The sequence below is a fragment of the Novosphingobium sp. BW1 genome, assembly GCF_008107685.1.
In the GTDB taxonomy this organism is placed as follows: Bacteria; Pseudomonadota; Alphaproteobacteria; order Sphingomonadales; family Sphingomonadaceae; genus Novosphingobium.
In genome coordinates, this window is record NZ_VIRF01000090.1 from 165937 (window position 1) to 183706 (window position 17770).

The 17770-nt window shown below is 63.0% G+C and carries 16 protein-coding genes; 5 read left to right on the forward strand and 11 right to left on the reverse strand.

Features of this window, described 5'->3' with window-relative positions:
- Positions 1-14: 14 nt before the first annotated feature.
- The 8 genes from FMM79_RS18470 to FMM79_RS18505 form a co-directional block, all read right to left on the reverse strand.
- Positions 15-509 carry an NUDIX domain-containing protein gene (locus FMM79_RS18470; RefSeq protein WP_148628903.1) on the reverse strand — a complete coding sequence of 165 codons (495 nt, stop codon included), beginning with the start codon at positions 507-509 and terminating at the stop codon, positions 15-17.
- Positions 497-1114, reverse strand: coding sequence for a 6-phosphogluconolactonase (locus tag FMM79_RS18475; RefSeq protein ID WP_148628904.1), 618 nt, complete (start codon positions 1112-1114; stop codon positions 497-499). Before FMM79_RS18475 ends, FMM79_RS18470 begins: the two co-directional genes overlap by 13 nt.
- A gap of 153 nt (positions 1115-1267) precedes the next feature.
- On the reverse strand, positions 1268-1726 hold the full coding sequence (locus FMM79_RS18480; protein ID WP_148628905.1) for a Dps family protein: 459 nt from the start codon (positions 1724-1726) through the stop codon (positions 1268-1270).
- Positions 1727-1824: 98 nt separating this feature from the next.
- Positions 1825-2382 (reverse strand): hypothetical protein, encoded by a 558-nt coding sequence (locus tag FMM79_RS18485; protein ID WP_148628906.1) that lies wholly within the window; start codon positions 2380-2382, stop codon positions 1825-1827.
- Positions 2383-2429: 47 nt separating this feature from the next.
- The gene (locus tag FMM79_RS18490; RefSeq protein ID WP_148628907.1) at positions 2430-3182 is read right to left on the reverse strand and encodes an HAD-IIB family hydrolase; all 753 of its coding nucleotides are present in this window, start codon (positions 3180-3182) and stop codon (positions 2430-2432) included.
- Positions 3183-3258: 76 nt separating this feature from the next.
- On the reverse strand, positions 3259-4068 hold the full coding sequence (locus FMM79_RS18495) for a class I mannose-6-phosphate isomerase (protein WP_148628908.1): 810 nt from the start codon (positions 4066-4068) through the stop codon (positions 3259-3261).
- A 9-nt stretch (positions 4069-4077) separates the two neighbouring features.
- Positions 4078-5133: a mannose-1-phosphate guanylyltransferase gene (locus FMM79_RS18500; protein ID WP_148628909.1), complete on the reverse strand. Its 1056-nt coding sequence runs from the start codon at positions 5131-5133 to the stop codon at positions 4078-4080.
- Positions 5134-5250: 117 nt separating this feature from the next.
- Positions 5251-6561 (reverse strand): mechanosensitive ion channel family protein, encoded by a 1311-nt coding sequence (locus FMM79_RS18505; protein WP_148628910.1) that lies wholly within the window; start codon positions 6559-6561, stop codon positions 5251-5253.
- 215 nt (positions 6562-6776) lie between these two features.
- Between FMM79_RS18505 and otsB the strand changes: the two genes are divergently transcribed.
- The 3 genes from otsB to otsA are packed head-to-tail and all read left to right on the forward strand — an operon-like array spanning position 6777 to position 10963.
- Complete coding sequence (gene otsB, locus FMM79_RS18510; RefSeq protein ID WP_148628911.1) at positions 6777-7586, forward strand: trehalose-phosphatase; 810 nt, start codon at positions 6777-6779, stop codon at positions 7584-7586.
- A 7-nt stretch (positions 7587-7593) separates the two neighbouring features.
- Positions 7594-9510, forward strand: coding sequence for a glycoside hydrolase family 15 protein (locus FMM79_RS18515; protein ID WP_148628912.1), 1917 nt, complete (start codon positions 7594-7596; stop codon positions 9508-9510).
- Positions 9511-9550: 40 nt separating this feature from the next.
- Positions 9551-10963, forward strand: coding sequence for an alpha,alpha-trehalose-phosphate synthase (UDP-forming) (otsA, locus tag FMM79_RS18520; RefSeq protein ID WP_148628913.1), 1413 nt, complete (start codon positions 9551-9553; stop codon positions 10961-10963).
- 47 nt (positions 10964-11010) lie between these two features.
- Here otsA and galE read toward each other — a convergent pair whose 3' ends face one another.
- Complete coding sequence (galE, locus tag FMM79_RS18525; protein ID WP_148628914.1) at positions 11011-12021, reverse strand: UDP-glucose 4-epimerase GalE; 1011 nt, start codon at positions 12019-12021, stop codon at positions 11011-11013.
- A 427-nt stretch (positions 12022-12448) separates the two neighbouring features.
- Between galE and FMM79_RS18530 the strand changes: the two genes are divergently transcribed.
- Both FMM79_RS18530 and FMM79_RS18535 read left to right on the forward strand, forming a co-directional pair.
- Positions 12449-13615, forward strand: a complete 1167-nt coding sequence (locus FMM79_RS18530; RefSeq protein WP_148628915.1) for a nucleotide sugar dehydrogenase — start codon at positions 12449-12451, stop codon at positions 13613-13615.
- A gap of 83 nt (positions 13616-13698) precedes the next feature.
- Positions 13699-14856, forward strand: a complete 1158-nt coding sequence (locus tag FMM79_RS18535) for an acyltransferase (RefSeq protein WP_148628916.1) — start codon at positions 13699-13701, stop codon at positions 14854-14856.
- 190 nt (positions 14857-15046) lie between these two features.
- Here FMM79_RS18535 and FMM79_RS18540 read toward each other — a convergent pair whose 3' ends face one another.
- Both FMM79_RS18540 and FMM79_RS18545 read right to left on the reverse strand, forming a co-directional pair.
- Positions 15047-16066, reverse strand: a complete 1020-nt coding sequence (locus FMM79_RS18540) for an NAD-dependent epimerase/dehydratase family protein (protein WP_148628917.1) — start codon at positions 16064-16066, stop codon at positions 15047-15049.
- Positions 16067-16129: 63 nt separating this feature from the next.
- Complete coding sequence (locus FMM79_RS18545; RefSeq protein ID WP_148628918.1) at positions 16130-17701, reverse strand: lipopolysaccharide biosynthesis protein; 1572 nt, start codon at positions 17699-17701, stop codon at positions 16130-16132.
- Positions 17702-17770 lie beyond the last annotated feature (69 nt).

The following is a 17770-nucleotide window of genomic DNA, read 5'->3' on the forward strand; positions in this document are numbered from 1 at the left end:
CGCTTACCACTTTTTTATCCGCACTCATCCTCCTGCGCCCAGGAACGTATCCGCGTGGCCAATCCCCGCGGCATGGCCTCGGGAAGGCGGTCCAAGGCAAAGAAGCGGGTCTCCACGATCTCGCGTGCGTCGGGCACTGGATGGTCGCTGGTCGTGCCCAGAACGATGTGTACGCGGTTGGTCGCGCCGTGCAGGTTCTCCTGCGTGACGACGTGGTGGCGCGCCGTCTCCAGGCGGCACGCTGTCTCTTCGCGCAGCTCGCGGCGGGCGGCTTCCAGCACGTCTTCCCCCGGTGTCACGCCCCCGCCCGGCGGCATCCACGCATCCGAGCCATAGCTGTGCCGGACCAGCAGGACCGCACCGGATGGATCGAACACGAGCACCCGTACACCCTCGACAACCGGACGTTGCACCTTCCAGATGAGGCGGCGAACCGCATGCGCCGCGCGCAGCCCCAAACGGTGGAGCGGGGCGGGCAGCGCCTGTACCAGCGATGTCAGCAGAAGCATGTCACCCGGCGCGGGAACGCCGAGAGGAAACGCGCCACGGGCAGGTCGTTTTCGCCCGCACGGGCGGCATCGAAGACAAGCCGCTTGTCCTCGCCGCGAATCACGAACATCACTTCGTCCGAAGCCACGAGCGAGGGAATCGTGAGGCTCACCCGGTCAAACGGCGCTTCGGGCGGCAATGGATCGGGGGTCAGGCGGCGCACCGGCGAAGGATCGTCGACCTGCGGGTCGGTGTTGGGAAAGAGCGAGGCGATGTGGCCGTCGCCGCCCATGCCCAGCCAGGCCAGCGCAAAATGCGGCGGACGCGCGGTCTCGGTCAGCGGCACGATCTTCGCGCCAACAGGCTCGAGCAGCGCCCGGATCTTGCCTACGTTGCTGGCCGCATGGTCCTCGGCCACGATGCGGTCATCGCCCGGCCAGACGCTGATGCGGGGCCAAGGCAGGTCCGACTGGGCCAGGATCTCGAAGATCGGGAACGGCGTTGACCCACCCGGTACCGTGATCGCGACCTCGGCCGAAACGGCCAGCGCGGCGTGGAGACGTTCCGCTACAAAGGCGGCAATCGCGCCGTTCTCGGCGCCAGCGATGATTTCGATCTGCGACATGCACGAGGGTCTATCATCTGCCCTTCGCACTGCAAGAGCTATGTGTGCGGCGCAGCACAGAACGCACAGGGCCCGGAAAGCACCACGTGCTTCCCGGGCCCTGTGATATCACCGCGAGGCGCCTTAGGCAGCCTGCGCGGTATTCCGACAGGTTCAGGCGAGGATCTCGCGCAGGAACCAGGCGCGTTCCTCGGCCTGATCGGTCCAGTCGTCGACGATGCCATCGGTGGCGTTGTCGCCCGCTTCGTTGGCCGCCGCCTTCACTTCGCGCAGACGCGCGACGTAGGAGAGGTTATCCTCCATAAGCTCCTTGACCATCGCCATGGCATCGATCGAGGTCGCGTCCTGCGGGGCGATCTTGGTCTTGGCAACGATCGAATCCGGGCTCGTCAGCGTGGTACCACCCTGCTTGCGCACGCGCTCGGCGATGTCGTCGATGAGAGCCTGTACCTGGCCTGCCTGCTCGTCGAACAGCAGGTGCAAGTCCCGGAACTGCGGGCCCTTGACGTGCCAGTGGAAGCTCTTGGTCTTGATGTAGAGCGCAAACGTGTCCGCGAGAAGCCCGTTCAGGCTGTCGATCAGCGCACCGTGTGCATTGTCGTTATTTGCCATTGAAAAACCCTCCTAACTGTCATGCTGCCATCATCCGGCAGCTTCGATATATGATAGGAAACTCAGATTATAAGGGTTCGTTCAATCGGAATTGGCGATTACAGAATACGCATTTGCACAATAAGCAGATAGAGCGCGACAAGCAGCAGGGCCCCGCCCGCGCCTCGCCGTAAAAGGCGCAAGCGCGGCCGCGATGCCTCCTGCGGGAAGGCCCAGGCAAAACCGAGCAGGACCGCTCCGCCAACAAAGCCAGCCAGCCCCGAAGCCAGTGGCGCGGCCATGCCCACGCCAAGCCCCAAGATCACGAAACGCGCCGCATCGCCGATCTGGTGGGCCAGCAACACCAACCCCAGCGCGCCCAGCGAATGGGTCGGCTCCTTCCAGGCCCGCACAGGTCCGAGCAGAAGCGACTCCGCGCCTGCAAGGCCCAGCGCAATCCCTGCGAAGATCATCCGCGCGGGCGGGGGAAGGCTCTGCAGCAGGGTGTGCGCGGCAAAGGCCGCGACGGCAGCGCACACCAGCGATGTCCCGAGTGCCGTGACCAGGATCGCCGGACGCCGTTGCTGCCGCAACGACAGCGTGGCGACCACGCCCTGATCACGCGCGCCGATGCCCGACAGCAGGACGGCCAGCAGGGTCAGGTAGAAGGCAGGCACGTCATTCGCCTCCCGCGCGCCTGCTCACCTGCCCTGCGCACGCACGTTCAGGCCGACTTCTGGCAGGCGATGACCGCGGTCACGACATTGATGGTGTCGGCCGGATCACGCACGCACACGGTGTCGAGGCCCATGGCCTTGGCCGGGTAGTCATTGCCGCCCGGAAAGATCGCATCACCGATGAAGAGCATCTTGTCCTCGGCCACGCCCGAATGCTCGGCGAGGCGCTTGAGGCCCCAGGCCTTGTCGACACCGGGCTGGGTAATGTCGACCGAGGTCGCCCCGCCCAGATTCACCGACACCCCGGGCAGACGCTTCACCAGATCCGCCTGAATCACCTTGCGCTTGGCGAAGTCGGGGTCCCAGACTTCCTTGGCCTCGAGCGGGGCCTGCTGGCCAAGCGCCGAGAAGGTGATCTGGCTTCCCCGGTCCTCGATCCGCTCGCCCCAGGTCTGCTCAGGCACGAAACCGGTGGCTTCAAGCGCGGCGTCGAAGGCCTCCAGGATCTCGGCCTTCTGCGCCTCGGTGAACAGTTCGGCATAGACCGGGGTCCAGTCGCCATCGCGATGGACGAAGAGCTTCGCGCCGCTGGTCGGCATCATCCACAGGCGCGAGAGGTCCGCATGGGCGGGCATGCGCGAGGCGACCTGCTTTTCGAACTGCGGCCAGTCCCCACCCGAGATCACCGCCACTTGCGCGACCTCCAGGAGGCCAGCGAGAAGTTCGGCCATCTCGTCGGTCAGGGGCTGCTTGCTCAGTGCCAGCGTACCATCGAGATCGAACGCAACAATTTCCTTCATTCCCAGCCTCTAGCCTTCCGTTTCCATGTTCATGTGGCCGCTGCGCGAAAAGCGCATCCAAAGCGGCAAAGTGCCCTCAACCGGCGCGCGCAAGCAGGCAGACGCCCGCCGGATCAAACTCAATATCCTGCAGGCTCGGCGCCAGGGCGCAGCCTCCGGGTGCCACGCGCTCGCCGTTCACACCGACGTCTCCTGCGCGCGGGATCACCAGGAGCGCCCCGGGATAGTGCGCCACCATCTCCTCAGCCGGCAATCCCGCGATCTGATCAAGGCGGAAGAGCGGCCCCTCGACCAGGGTCTGCGACGCCCCCGGAGGCACCTTGCAGGCCCAGCGCGCCAGATCGTAGATACCGCCTTCGGCCACGGCCATACCGTCCTCGAGATGAAGTTCGCGCGGGCGGCCGTAATCGTAGAGGCGATAGGTGATGTCGCTGTTCTGCTGCACCTCGATCAGGCTCACGCCCGCGCCGATGGCGTGGACGGTATTAGCCGGGATGTAGAAGAAATCACCCGGCGCCACCTCGTGCCAGGTCATCCTGTGCTCGATCGACCCGTCGCGCGCGGCAGCTCGCATCGCGTCGGCATCGAGCGGCTCGTCAAAGCCGATGCCCAGACACGCCCCCGGCTCCGCATCGACGATCAGCCAGCATTCCTCCTTGCCCTGCCGCCCAATACCCTTGGTGAGCGTCTGGGCATCGCTGGGATGGACCTGGACCGAGAGGTTCTCGCTGGCGAAGATGTACTTGACCAGAAGATCGGGCAGCGCCGCGGGGGGCTCGAACCAGATCTCGCCGATGCGCGCGCCCTCGGGCGCGGCAAACGGCGCGGGCAGGACGTCCCGGCCCCACGGCTTCTCGACCTGACGCAAGGGAAGTGAAGCGCGCATACGAGCCCTTTACTGGTTCTTGGCGCCGAAGAGTTTGCCCACTTTCTGGGCCCCCTCCAGAGTGGTCACCATCACGTCGCCGCCGTCGACCACGACCACGACATTCTCAAGCCCGATTACCGAGACGCGCGGCCCGTCGCTGTCGACCAGGACGTTCTTACAATCCACGAGCTCGACATCGCCCGCGGCGGAATGTGCGTTGCCCGCATCGTCGCGTTCGCGCGCGACGAGCAAGGCATGCCAGTTGCCGATATCCGACCAGTCCATGGCGACCGGGACCATGGCGGCATGCTGCGTGTTCTCCATCACGGCGTAGTCGACCGAATCGCTTTGCGCCGAGGCGAAGGTTTCCGCATCGGGATGGAAGCGACGTCCATCCGTACGCCCCTTCTCGACCGCGGCGCGCACGGTCTCGGCGATCTGGGGGCGGTGCTGCTCGAGCTCCTTGCGGAAATCCTTGACCCGGAATGCGAAAATACCACCATTCCAGCTATAATCGCCGCTTTCGAGAAAGGCCTTTGCCTTCGCGAGGTCAGGCTTCTCGACGAACTTTGCGGTCCGAAAGCCCTTGGCTCCATCCGCCGATGTGATCGCTTCACCGCACAGCAGATAGCCAAAGCCGGTTTCCGGGGCGGTCGCCTCGATCCCGAAAGAAACGAGCCAGCCCTCGCTCGCCAGCGAAGCGGCGTCCCTCGCCGCGGCCGCAAACACAGCCGGTCGCCCGATGTGGTGGTCGCTCGGGCACACCAGCATCACATCGTCCTCGTCCAGACTATACGCGGCAAGCGCGATCGCGGCAGCGGTGTTGCGCGCGCAGGGCTCGACAATGATGCGGGCGCCCGGCTCTTGGCCGAGCTGCTCCTCCACATGATCGACATGCAAGGTGCCGGTCACCACGACGGGTGAGGCGAAACCAAGTTCCGCTGGACAGCGGCTAACCGCCTCTTCAAACAAAGTCTGCTGCCCGATCAACGGAAGAAAAGGTTTCGGCTTTGAGACCCGACTGCGCGGCCACAGGCGCGTACCGCTACCACCTGAAAGGACTACCGGTACCATTTTTGCCATAACCACTTCCGCATCTAAGAAACTTTACAAGTTATAGGCCGTAGATACTGCATTTATGCTGCAATGCAACGCCACAAGTGCAATCGCCAGGCAGCGTTCCAGACAACCTATGGCAAATCAGGGTTGGCCCGCCACTCCGACCTCCTGGGCGGCATCCACGCCGCGCAGCCCATGGCCCGCAAACGCCGCAGCAAGATCGCTCCCGCCCGGGGACTGGAACAGTCGCAAGCCGAAACGGGGTAAAATAGCGATCAGGTGATCGAAGATATCCCCCTGAATTGCTTCGTACTGCTCCCACTCGGTCGTCGTGGTAAAACAATAGATCTCAAGCGGGAGCCCCTTCTCGGTCGGATCGAGTTGCCGCACCAGCAAGGTACCGCGCTCGGCAACCTTGGGATGGGCGTTGAGATAGGCCTCGACATAGGCGCGGAATGTTCCAAGATTGGTCGGCAGGCGCCGGTTCACGGCCCCCTCACCCTCGGCGGCTTCGTCGGGGGCATGCTGCGCGTTCCAGATGCACAATTCCTCGTCCTTGGCCGCCATGTAGGGGCGCAGGATGGTAAATTCCCGCAGGGCCTCCCACTGCGCGGGCGACAGGAAGCTGGCCGTCGTCTGGTCGAGCAGCAACGCGCGCTTGATCCGACGTCCGCCCCACTCGCGCATGTGGCGCCAATTGCGGAAGGATTCGGTGATGAGCTTGGCGGTCGGAACCGATGTCACCGTCTTGTCGAAATTCTGCACCTTGATCGTGTGCAGCGCGATGTCGATGACATCGCCATCGGCGTTGAGCTGGGGCATCTCGATCCAGTCGCCCACCCGCACCATGTCGTTCGAGCGCAGCTGCACCGAGGCGACGAGCGAGAGGATCGTGTCGCGAAACACCAGCATGAGGACCGCCGCCGCCGCCCCAAGACCCGAGAGCAGGATGATCGGGGACTGTCCGATCAGGATGGCAACGATGAGCAGCGCCGCGGCCGCAAACACCCCGATCTTGCCGATCTGGACATAGCCCTTGATCGGACGGCTCGCGGCCTCAGGCTTTAACTCGTAGGCATCGTTGCCCAGTTCCAGCAGGTCCCCCAGCGCCCGGGCCAAGGTCAGGACGATGAAGGCCCGGGCAATCGCCTGCACCACCGTCACCAGTTCGTCGGGAAGATGGGTGATCACAGCGATGCCCTGAAGCACGATCACCGCAGGCACGACATTGGAAAGATGGCGCACCAACGCCTTCACGTCGCCCGCCTCATTGCGCAACGGCGTGCGCGCGATGAGCCGCTCGACCGGATGCACCGTCAGGCGCTTGGTCAGCCAATTGGCCGCGCCCGCGAGCAGGAACAGGCCGATCAGGGTCGCCAGCGCCTCAACCCAGGCCTTGTCGAAAACGCCCAGCTCCGCCACGGCGATACCCCATCGTTTCACTACTGACATACCGGCCTCCTGTGCGCGCCGCCTATTTCAAGTTCCCGCCTTCGGTCAACGCCCGGAACCCTCCCCGATGCCGATTGTTCTGCATAACGCACACCGCGATCATGCCTCGTCCATGCGCCCTTACAGGGATCGGAGAGGCGGATTGCGCCCCGCCTCGCTTCTTCGCCGACCTTAAGGCTGGCCTAATCCCATTCGATGGTGCAAGACTGAACACAATGACCGATCCAAGCGACAGTCTTTCGCTGGCGGAAAAGGGCTCTGGCCCAATTGATCTTCCGCCGCCCGCCCCGCTGCGCATCGCCTCGCAGACGGCACTTTTCCTTGATTTCGACGGCACTCTGGTGAACATCGCCGATCACCCTGACGAGGTGATCGTACCCGACACCCTGCCCGGCGTCATTGCCGAGCTGGCAGAGGCCCTCGAAGGACGCCTCGCGCTCGTCAGCGGACGCTCGATTGCGGCGCTCGAAGCGCTGCTCGGCCCGCTCGACGTTGCGATTGCCGGCTCGCACGGCGGTGAATTCCGCCCCGCCGGCACGGGCGAGATCACCCCGCTCGCCGACCCGCTGCCCGATCGGGTGGTGTCCCACCTCAGCGATTTTGCGAGGGCCAACGGCAACATGCTGGTAGAACCCAAGCCGTACAGCGTAGCGGTTCACTATCGCCGCCACCCCGAAGCTCTGAACGACCTCCTCGCCCGGGCCGAGACGCTTGCGCGCGAGGAGGATCTCAAGCTCAAGCACGGCAAGCAGGTGGTGGAACTGGTCATGCCCGGGTCCGACAAGGGCTCGGCGCTGACCGCATTCATGCAGCGCCCCGAATTCGCCGGCACCCAGCCGCTGTTCCTGGGCGACGACGTCACCGATGAAGATGCCTTCCACGTCCTTGAGGGCCTGGGCGGACACGGCGTTCTGGTTGGCCCGATGCGCTCCACTGCGGCACACCAGCGCCTGCCCGACGTTGCCGCCGTCCACGACTGGCTGGCCGCAGCGCTTCGTACACACGATCAATCCGAGGGAAATTGAAACAGGCATGACCGTGACCGGATCGACCACGCCCGACACTACCGACACCGCCGAACCTCCGGTGCGCTCGCCCAGGGGTCGGAACGACGCTCCCGACGCTTCGGCGCGCCAGAGCTCGCTCGAACTCTGGCCGATCGGCAACTGCCAGGTGAACGGCCTCATCGACGAAAAGGCCGCGCTGGTCTGGGGCTGCGTCCCCCGTGTTGATGGCGACCCAGCGTTTTGCGCGCTGATGCGGGGCGATGATGGGCAGGACGCGGGCACCTGGCGTTTCGAACTGGAGAACCAGGTTTCGGTCACCCAGCGCTACGTGCGCAACACTCCAATCCTCATCTCGCGGCTGGAGGATAACAACGGTAGCGCGGTCGAGGTCATCGACTTCTGCCCCCGGTTCGAACGCTCAGGACGCATGTACCGGCCGGTTGCCTACGCTCGCATCGTTCGCCCCGTGAAGGGCAGCCCGCGGATCCGCTGCGTGCTTACGCCTATGAGCGGCTACGGTGCGCAGCTCGCGCCAATCACGCGCGGGTCCAACCACATCCGCTATCTGGTAGAGAGGAACGCGCTGCGCCTCACCACCGATGCGCCGGTGGGCTACATCCTCGACGAGCGCTACTTCCGCCTCGAGAGCCCGATGCACTTCTTCCTCGGCCCCGACGAGCCCTTCAACGGCAATGTCGAGCACGAACTGGAGATGATGCACCAGCTGACCGATGCCTACTGGGGCAACTGGGTGCGCAGCCTCGCCACCCCGCTCGACTGGCAGGAGGCGGTGATCCGCGCGGCGATCACGCTCAAGCTGTGCCAGCACGAAGAGACCGGCGCGATTGTCGCTGCGCTGACCACCTCGATCCCCGAAGCGCCCCATTCGCAGCGCAACTGGGACTACCGCTACTGCTGGATCCGCGACGCCTACTACACCGTTCAGGCGCTCAACCACCTGGGCGCACTCGACGTGCTCGAAAAGTACCTCGGGTACTTGCGCAACATCATCGACGATGCCGAAGGCGGCTTCATCCAGCCGCTCTACGCGGTGAGCGGCGCCAAGGAAATCATCGAGTGGGTGGCCGATGACCTCGTCGGCTATCGCGGCATGGGCCCGGTGCGCGTGGGCAATGCGGCCTATTATCAGGTCCAGAACGATTGCTATGGCCAGATCGTCCTGCCCGCGATCCAGGCTTTTTCGGACATGCGCCTCATCCGCATGGCCAACCACGACGATTTTGAGAGCCTCGAGAAAGTCGGCGAGATGGCCTGGAAGACCCACGACCAGCCCGATGCTGGCCTGTGGGAACTGCGCACGCGCACGGCCGTCCATACTTATTCCAGCGTGATGAACTGGGCCGCCTGCGACCGTCTGGCCAATGCGGCCGAATATCTCGGGCTCTCCGACCGCCAGACCTACTGGCGGGAACGTGCGGACATCATCCAGTCGACTATCGAAGAGCAGGCCTGGCACAAGATCGAAGGGCCCGACTTCGATGACGGCGGCGCAGGCGGCCATTACGCCGCGAGCTTTGGCGGCGACCAGCTCGATGCGAGCCTGCTGCAGATGGTCGAATTGCGCTTTGTGGAGGCCAGCGACCCGCGCTTTCAGGCGACGCTCGCGGCGGTACAGAAGACGCTGCGGCGCGGCGAGCACATGCTGCGCTACGCCAACGAGGACGACTTCGGCCTGCCCGAGACCGCCTTCAACATCTGCACTTTCTGGTTGATCGAGGCATTGCACCGTTCGGGCCAGGACGAAGAGGCCCGCCGTCTGTTCGAGGCCATGCTCGCGCACCGCACGAAATCGGGCCTCCTCTCGGAAGATATGGACTTCGAGACGAGCGAGCTGTGGGGGAACTTCCCCCAGACTTATTCGCTTGTCGGGATAATCAACTGCGCCGGGCAACTGTCGCGCTCCTGGCGCGACTGGCGATAGAATTTTCAGGCGTTTTCAAGCGCCTTACAGGGGACTAAGCATGAGCCGACTGATCGTGATTTCCAACCGCGTCTCGGTGCCCAAGGCCGCCGGGGCTGCGGGTGCGCAAGGAGGTCTCGCCGTCGCGCTCAACTCCGCGCTGCGCGAGAACCGCGGGATCTGGTTCGGCTGGTCGGGACAGGAAACCGAGGAGTTCACCGGCCACCTCGACATGCAGCGCAACGACGGGGTCACGACCGCCACCATCGACCTCGAGCCTCAGGACATCGAGGAATACTACAACGGCTACGCCAACCGCACGCTCTGGCCGCTGTTCCACTACCGCATCGATCTCACCGAGTACGACCGCAACTTCGGTGAGGGCTACGAGCGTGTGAACCGCCGCTTCGCCGATTCGGTGCGCCCGCTGATCGACCAGGACGACCTTGTCTGGGTCCACGACTACCACCTGCTCCCTCTCGGCTCGATGCTGCGCACGCAGGGCATGAAGAACCGCATGGGGCTGTTCCTGCACACCCCCTGGCCGCCCACTCGCCTGCTGGTCTCGCTGCCCTTCCACGAGCGCCTCGTGGAATCGATGCTCGCCTATGACGTGATCGGCTTCCAGACAGAGGAATGGCTCGGCAGTTTCCTGCACTATCTCGAAAAGGAGATGGGCCTCGAAATTGGTGCCGACGGCTGCGTCGAATACCAGGGGCGGCGTATCGTGGCTCGCGCCTTTCCGATCGGGATCGACTTTGCCGAATTCACAGAAGGCGCGAACAGCCCTGAAGCCGCCGAGGCCCACGACAAACTCAAGGCCAGCGTACGTGGACGCAAGATCCTGATCGGGGTCGATCGCCTCGATTACTCAAAGGGCTTGGGCGAACGCTTCGAAAGTTTCAGCCGCTTTCTCGCCGACAATCCCGAGGAAGCCTCCAAGGCGGTCCTCCTCCAGATCGCGCCGCCCTCACGCGGGGACGTGGCCAGCTACCAGCAGATCCGCGAAGACTTGGAACGCAAGACCGGCCATATCAACGGTGCCCACGCCGATGTCGCCTTCGTCCCCATCCGCTACGTCAACAGGGGCTACCCGCGCCGTCAGCTCGCTGGCTTCTACCGCGCCGCCGAGGTCGGCTTGGTTACCCCCCTGCGCGATGGCATGAATCTTGTCGCCAAGGAATATGTCGCGGCCCAGAAGCCCGACAACCCCGGAGTCCTGATCCTGTCCCAGTTCGCCGGCGCGGCGCTGCAGATGGAAGATGCGCTTCTGGTCAACCCGCATTCGCTCGAGCATGTGAGCGAAACGATTAAGCTGGCCCTGAACATGCCGATCGCAGAACGTCGCGCCCGGCACGAGAAACTGCTGGCCTCCGTACGCGACGAGGACGTCGTCCACTGGCGCGAACAATTCGTCAAGGCGCTGTTTGGCTCACCTTGCGGCACCGACCATGGCGAGGACGCGCTCGCCTGACGGCCCATCCGGCCAGCAAGGCGCACAAGACGCGTCACATGTCCTGATCAGACAAGCTCCTCGCGGATCTGGCCAAGGCGCCGCTCCCAGGCCAGCGCATGTTCGACGATCGTTCCCAGGTCATCGTAGAGCGGCGTCCAGGGCAGCGTCGCCTTGATCCGCGAATTGTCCGAGATCAGCGAGGCGGGATCCCCCGCCCGGCGCCCCTCCATCGTGCGAACGATTGTCTGATTGGTCACCCGGTCAACCGCATCGAGCACATCGAGCACCGAGAACCCGCGACCGTACCCGCAGTTCATGGTCAGCGAGCGACCAGGCTCAGCAATCAACGCCTCCAGAGCCAGCACGTGCGCATTGGCAAGATCGGAAACATGGATGTAATCGCGCACTCCTGTTCCATCGGGCGTATCGAAATCCGTCCCGAACACCCCCACGCCCGCGCGCTTTCCCAGCGCCGCCTCGACAGCGACCTTGATGAGGTGCGTGGCCCCGGCGGTGGACTGCCCGGTACGTGCCTGCGGATCGGCCCCGGCCACGTTGAAGTAGCGCAGCGCACAGTAGTTGAAAGCGTGGGCAGCGCTCACGTCCGCGAGCATGCGCTCGGTCATCAGCTTGGACATGCCATAAGGGTTGATCGGGAGCTTGGGGGCATCTTCGCGCACGGGCGATTCCTCGGGCACCCCGTAGGTCGCCGCAGTGGAACTGAACACGAAGTGGGCCACTCCAGCTGCAATACATGCTTCCAGCAGGGCTTCGCTGCGCGCCGTGTTGTTGCGGTAGTACTTCAGGGGATTTTCGACGGATTCGGGCACGATGATCGAACCAGCAAAATGCATTACCGCGCCAATCTTCTGCTCCTCGAAGATCCGTGCCAGCAGCTCGCCATCATCGATATTGCCTTCGTAGAAAGGTACATCCTGCGGGATCGCGAACGCGAAGCCAGTTGAAAGATTGTCGATCACCGCGACCGGCCAACCGGTGTCCTTGAGCGCAAGGACGACATGGCTTCCGATATATCCGGCACCACCGGTAACCAGCACGGCCAGCTTCTCCGACATAGTCTTCCCCCTGTAAAAAAGCATGGCAGCAACGCACACGTGCATCCACGCTGCCCCAAGTTATGCCCGTGCGCCCCACGGCGAACTGTCGGGCCGCAGGATTGGCATAAGGAGGCCATCGGGCCAAGCCCGAAAACAGCAAGTTCCGAGGCAATTGCCAAACCGCCACAGACCCGTCACAAATCAAGACACCCGATGAATTTCACCGCACAAACAGAACGTCTCAAGTTGTCGATGGGCGCTCCCTCGTGAAATACTTGGACATATCGAGCGGCAACGCACTGTGCAAATGCAGCATAAATTCATTGACCCGCCACGCAATACACCTGATTAGGACCTACACGTGGAGGGAAGCGGCGAGCGGCTGAACCCGTCGTATTGACCCTCCCATATGATCTTGAAGCTGATCCAGGTAGGTAACATTCCGATGAAAATTGCTGTATTTGGATTGGGTTACGTTGGGCTCTCCAATGCGGTTCTGCTGGCCGCCCACCACGAGGTTGTCGCGGTGGATGTCTCTGCGCAGCGGGTCGACCTGATCAACGAACGCAAGTCGCCGATCATCGACACCGAACTGGAAGACTATCTCGCGACCCGACCTCTGAACCTCACCGCCACGACCGATCCGGTTGTCGCACTAACCGGCGCGGACTACGTGATCGTAGCCACGCCGACGAACTACGATGTTCAGACCAACAAGTTCGACACGTCCTCGGTTGAGGCGGTAATCGCCCAGGCAATCGAGATCAACGACACCGCAACAATCGTCATCAAGTCGACCATTCCGGTCGGCTTCGTCGAAGACGTGAGCGCGCGTCTGGGCACCTCGCAGGTCATCTTCAGCCCCGAGTTCCTACGCGAAGGCCGGGCCCTCTACGACAATCTCAATCCCTCACGGATCATTGTTGGCGAACGTTCGGAGCGTGCCCGCATCTTTGCCGATCTGCTTGTCGAAGGTGCCGAAAAGGACGACATTCCGGTCCTGTTCACCAACGCTTCGGAAGCCGAGGCAATCAAGCTATTCGCCAATACCTATCTCGCGATGCGTGTCGCCTTCTTCAACGAACTGGACAGCTACGCCATCGCAGGCGACATGGATGCACGCCAGATCATCGAGGGTATCGGCCTCGATCCACGCATCGGCCAGCACTACAACAATCCCAGCTTCGGCTATGGCGGCTACTGCCTGCCCAAGGACACCAAGCAGCTGCTGGCAAACTACTCCGAGGTTCCGCAAAACCTGATCCGTGCGATCGTCGATGCCAACCGCACGCGCAAGGACTTCCTTGCCGACCAGATCATCGCGCTTGCGCCCCGAAAAGTCGGGGTCTTCCGCCTCGTGATGAAGGCCGGATCGGACAACTTCCGCCAGTCCTCGATCCAGGGCATCATGAAGCGCATCAAGGCCAAGGGTATCGAGGTCATTATCTATGAGCCCGCCATGGAGGAGGACTCCTTCTTCGGCTCGCGGGTCGTGCGCGATCTCGACAGCTTCAAGCGGGAAAGTGACGTGATCATTGCCAACCGCATGATGGACCCGATCAAGGACGTTGCCGACAAGGTCTTCACGCGCGACATCTTCGGCGGCGACTGAGACTATCCCAGACCGAGAGCATCCGGGTACGCATGCTCTGGGCATCCACTGCTGGTGTATCGAGAGGCGAGAGTAGGTAAGCCGTGAACATTCCAACTGTTTTCCAGCGATCCGTTGCGGCGCCCTCCAGCGAGGCCGCCTTCGGATACATTCCGCTGCTCGATGGTGCCCGTCTCGTGGCGGTGTCGCTGGTGGTCATGGCGCATTTCAACGTCTCGAAGCTCATTCCGGGCGGACTCGGCGTCACGATCTTCTTCTTCATCAGTGGCTTCCTGATTTCACGGCTGCTCATGGCCGAAAGTCGCAAGAAGATCGACATTCCCAAGTTCTACATTCGCCGTTTCATCCGCCTCACGCCTCCGCTGATCATCATGGGCGTGCCGACGCTGGCACTTTACGCATACTTCATCCCCGAGCAACTTTACTGGCCGCGCATTGCCGCGGCATTCCTCTACCTCGGCAATTTCTACAACATCGGGCGCGACCTCCTGAACTGGACCGAGACCGTACCCGGCTACAGCCTGTTGTGGTCACTTGCGATCGAGGAACATTTCTACCTCATCGTACCCTTCCTCCTCACGGCCATCCGTGATGCAGGCAAGCGCTCGGCTCTTTTCGTCGTGATCATCGTCCTCTCCCTCGCCATCCGCGCGATCGCTTTCACCACGATCGAGAATCACGAGGACTTCAATTATTACTTCACATTGACGCGCTTTGATTCCTTGGCCTGGGGCTGCCTGCTCTCCTCCATGTGCGACGATCCGCGTGCGCTCGGTATCGTGAAGTCCCTGCGCACGTACCTCGCCGCAATTGCCGGGATCATCCTGCTCTTGCTGAGCCTCGCCCTGCGCCAGCCCTTGATGCAAAGCGTGCTCGGCTACACGCTGCAGGGCGCCGGCCTGTTCCTGACGATCAATTTCGTGCTTTTCGACGAACGCATGGATTTCGTCCGCTGGATCAGCGAATGGCGCCCGTTCCGATTCCTCGGACGGATCAGCTACGAGATCTATCTCTGGCACCTCCACGCCCGCACGCTCGTCACGCTCTTCCTGCTGCCGCCGGCGCTGACCCTGGTTCTCTCCGTGCTCGCCACCATCGCACTAAGCTCGGCGGCCTACTTCATCGCCACCAGCTTCAGCCGCAAATGGCGCCGCAAGTTCGGCGGGCACCCGGTCGATCCCAAGACCGGCCCCCACGCCGCAAGTGAGACCACCGGGGCCACAATCGGCGGGACAGCCTGAGCGCCCCCCCCCATGTCCTGCTGAGCGGCACACTCCCTAGGCCCTTTTGGAACACCTCCCGGGCAAGACCAGGATACAGCGACTGCCTGCAAAAAAGGCCCAGGTGCCGTTGCACCCGGGCCCTTTTTCCTACTCCTACCTCCCGGATCGGCAGGAACGCGTCCTGCCCGGCCGCGGACGCAAAGCCCGCTCAGACTTCGTAATAGTCGCGATACCAGGCCACGAAATTGGCCACCCCTTCAGGAACACGGGTGCGCGGCGTATAGCCGGTCAGGTTCTTGAGCAACTCGGCATTGGCCCAGGTCGCCGGGACATCGCCTGCCTGCATCGGCATGAGATTGCGCTCGGCCTTGGTGCCTACAGCCTGCTCGATCGCCTCGATGAAGTCGGTAAGCTGGACCGCCTCGGAATTGCCGATGTTGACGACACGCCAAGGCGCCACGGGCGACAGGCTGTCGCCCTCGATGGCAGGCGTCTCGGCATCCTCAACCGGGCGCTCGGGAGCGGCGTCGATGAGCAGGCGGATCGCTTCAACCAGATCCTCCACATATGTGAAGTCGCGCATCATGTCGCCGTAGTTGTAGACGTCGATCGGGCGCCCCTCGAGAATGGCCTTGGTGAACTTGAACAAGGCCATGTCCGGCCGCCCCCAGGGGCCATAGACGGTAAAGAAGCGGAACATCGTGATCGGCAGATTGAACAGGTGCGCGTAGCTGTGCGCCATGTTCTCGGTCGACTTCTTGGTGGCCGCGTAGAACGACATCTGGTGATCGGCGCGGTCGGTCTCGGTATAGGGCATTTCGGTGTTGGCACCGAAGGCCGACGACGTCGATGCCAGCAGCATGTGCTGCGGAGGATGCGCACGCGCGGCCTCAAGCAGCTCGAATGTGCCGATAATATTGCTATCCAGATAGGAGCGCGGGTTTTCGATCGAATAGCGCACGCCCGCCTGCGCAGCGAGATGGATGACGACATCCGGCTTCTCCCGGGCGAAGATGTCCATCAGCAGGCCCGGCGTTTCGACGTAGTCCTCGACCGCGGTGAAATGCTCGTCCTGAAGAAGGGCCCCAAGGCGCCGCTGCTTGAGCGTGACGTCGTAGTAGTCCGTCATCGCATCAAGGCCAATGACACGGAAACCATCCTGAAGCAGCCTGCGGCAGACGAAGGATCCGATAAATCCGGCAGATCCGGTTACTAGGCATGTACGCATTCGACACCTCGGTTTCACGTTTTCAGGTTCGCCGCAACCTGGCCGGCCCGGCAAAGAGCGGCGCTAGGAGCGAGCCGGCCGCTTGGCGAATTTCTTGAACACCTTGCCCAGCAGCTTCTCCTTGATCCAGCGGCCTTCGGCGCCAAAGGGCCGTTCGGTCGTGAGAAACAGGAGGACACCGCTGGCTCCAGTCAGCAAGCCCCCTGCCATCAGGATCAGCACGGGATGCACCCCGTGGGCGCGCATGAACAGGACCGCGACGACCGCAGGCGCCAGGATCGGCACGAGATTGAAGATGTGCCGCAGGTGCAGGAAAACGATCCCCCGCCACGATCCGGACACGACACTCATGCTCAGCTGGATCATCATCACATAGTTGAGCGTGATCGCCAGCGAGACACCCGCCGCAACGCCAACAAGCCCCCAGCGCGTCCCCACATAGGCGCCGACAAAGACGGCCACAGCATAAATACAGAGGCGGAACGCACGGTTGTAGACACTGCCGCGCGCACGGGTGAGGGAATCGCAGATCTTGTATCCCGTGCGGAAGCACAGCGCGACGCACAGCAACTGGAAGGGAAGTGTCATGTCATCCCAATTCGCACCCAGTACGACCGAGACAAATTCGGGTGCCAGCAGAACGAGAAGGCCACTGGTAGGAATGGTGATCATCGCGATCACGCCCAGCGCGCTTTCAAAGGCTTTCCACAGCCGCTCCGCATCGTGCTGGATCGAGGACATCGCGGGAAACAGCACGCGGTCCGAGACCTTGCCGAACAGCGTACTCGGCACAGTCAGGAACTGATAGGCGCGCCCGTAGAGGCCGAGCGGGACCGGCCCCATGACCACGCCGACCACCGTGTTGTCGATCTGCAGCGCCACGTAGCTCGCCAGGTTGCTCATCGACTGGCCAAGGCTGAAGTGCATGAGATCGCGCAGCGAGCGCAGTTCCATTCGGAACGAGACCGGTGGAAAATAGCGAAACCACAGCTGGCCGGTGCGCATCACGGCCTGCGCGATCAGCGCCCCCACCAGTGACCAGACCCCAAAGCCCAACCAGGCCAGACCGATGCCGACCGCCGCATAGCCGATTGCGAAGCTCAGGAACTCGGTACGCCCCAGCCACTTGAACTGCAGGTCGCGCAGCAGCATCGATTCCGAAACGATGCCCAGGTTCGCGAAAGGCAGGTAGATCGACAGCACCCGGATAACCCCGACAAGTTCGGGGATCTGGAAGGCAGCCGCGATGAACGGCGCCAGAAAGAACAGCGCAGCCACCACGATGAGGCTCGTGTAGAACGAAAAGGCGAACGAAGACGTGAGGTGGCGGTGTTCGAGCTCGTAACGCTGCACGAGCGCGGGTCCCATTCCCAGCTGGCTGACGATGCGGGTAAAACCCACGACGATCTGCGCGGCCATGACGACACCGAACTCGACCGGCGTGAGCAGGCGCACCAGGACAATCAGGACAACGATACGCGCGCCCGACTCCGAGAAGGTGCCCAGGAACTGCCACATGATGCCGTGGATCGTTCGCTCGGTGAGCGAAGCCTTGGCCTTGGCCTTAGTCTTGGCCAGCCCGTCCTCGGGGCCTTTACCGGTGACGGGCTCGGAGCCGTTCGCGTTCAAGGACATGGAGCGCTGTGATCCCTTAAGAAATTCGAAGCTTGATGCACCACGGGCCGCATCGCCGACCTGCCCCGG

What these genes read in the sequence shown, in the direction of transcription:
- FMM79_RS18470 (WP_148628903.1), bottom strand. Translation starts at nt 509, where the DNA reads ATGCTTCTGCTGACATCGCTGGTACAGGCGCTGCCCGCCCCGCTCCAC.
- FMM79_RS18475 (WP_148628904.1), bottom strand. Translation starts at nt 1,114, where the DNA reads ATGTCGCAGATCGAAATCATCGCTGGCGCCGAGAACGGCGCGATTGCC.
- FMM79_RS18480 (WP_148628905.1), bottom strand. Translation starts at nt 1,726, where the DNA reads ATGGCAAATAACGACAATGCACACGGTGCGCTGATCGACAGCCTGAAC.
- FMM79_RS18490 (WP_148628907.1), bottom strand. Translation starts at nt 3,182, where the DNA reads ATGAAGGAAATTGTTGCGTTCGATCTCGATGGTACGCTGGCACTGAGC.
- FMM79_RS18495 (WP_148628908.1), bottom strand. Translation starts at nt 4,068, where the DNA reads ATGCGCGCTTCACTTCCCTTGCGTCAGGTCGAGAAGCCGTGGGGCCGG.
- FMM79_RS18500 (WP_148628909.1), bottom strand. Translation starts at nt 5,133, where the DNA reads ATGGCAAAAATGGTACCGGTAGTCCTTTCAGGTGGTAGCGGTACGCGC.
- FMM79_RS18505 (WP_148628910.1), bottom strand. Translation starts at nt 6,561, where the DNA reads ATGTCAGTAGTGAAACGATGGGGTATCGCCGTGGCGGAGCTGGGCGTT.
- otsB (WP_148628911.1), top strand. Translation starts at nt 6,777, where the DNA reads ATGACCGATCCAAGCGACAGTCTTTCGCTGGCGGAAAAGGGCTCTGGC.
- FMM79_RS18515 (WP_148628912.1), top strand. Translation starts at nt 7,594, where the DNA reads ATGACCGTGACCGGATCGACCACGCCCGACACTACCGACACCGCCGAA.
- otsA (WP_148628913.1), top strand. Translation starts at nt 9,551, where the DNA reads ATGAGCCGACTGATCGTGATTTCCAACCGCGTCTCGGTGCCCAAGGCC.
- galE (WP_148628914.1), bottom strand. Translation starts at nt 12,021, where the DNA reads ATGTCGGAGAAGCTGGCCGTGCTGGTTACCGGTGGTGCCGGATATATC.
- FMM79_RS18530 (WP_148628915.1), top strand. Translation starts at nt 12,449, where the DNA reads ATGAAAATTGCTGTATTTGGATTGGGTTACGTTGGGCTCTCCAATGCG.
- FMM79_RS18540 (WP_148628917.1), bottom strand. Translation starts at nt 16,066, where the DNA reads ATGCGTACATGCCTAGTAACCGGATCTGCCGGATTTATCGGATCCTTC.
- FMM79_RS18545 (WP_148628918.1), bottom strand. Translation starts at nt 17,701, where the DNA reads ATGTCCTTGAACGCGAACGGCTCCGAGCCCGTCACCGGTAAAGGCCCC.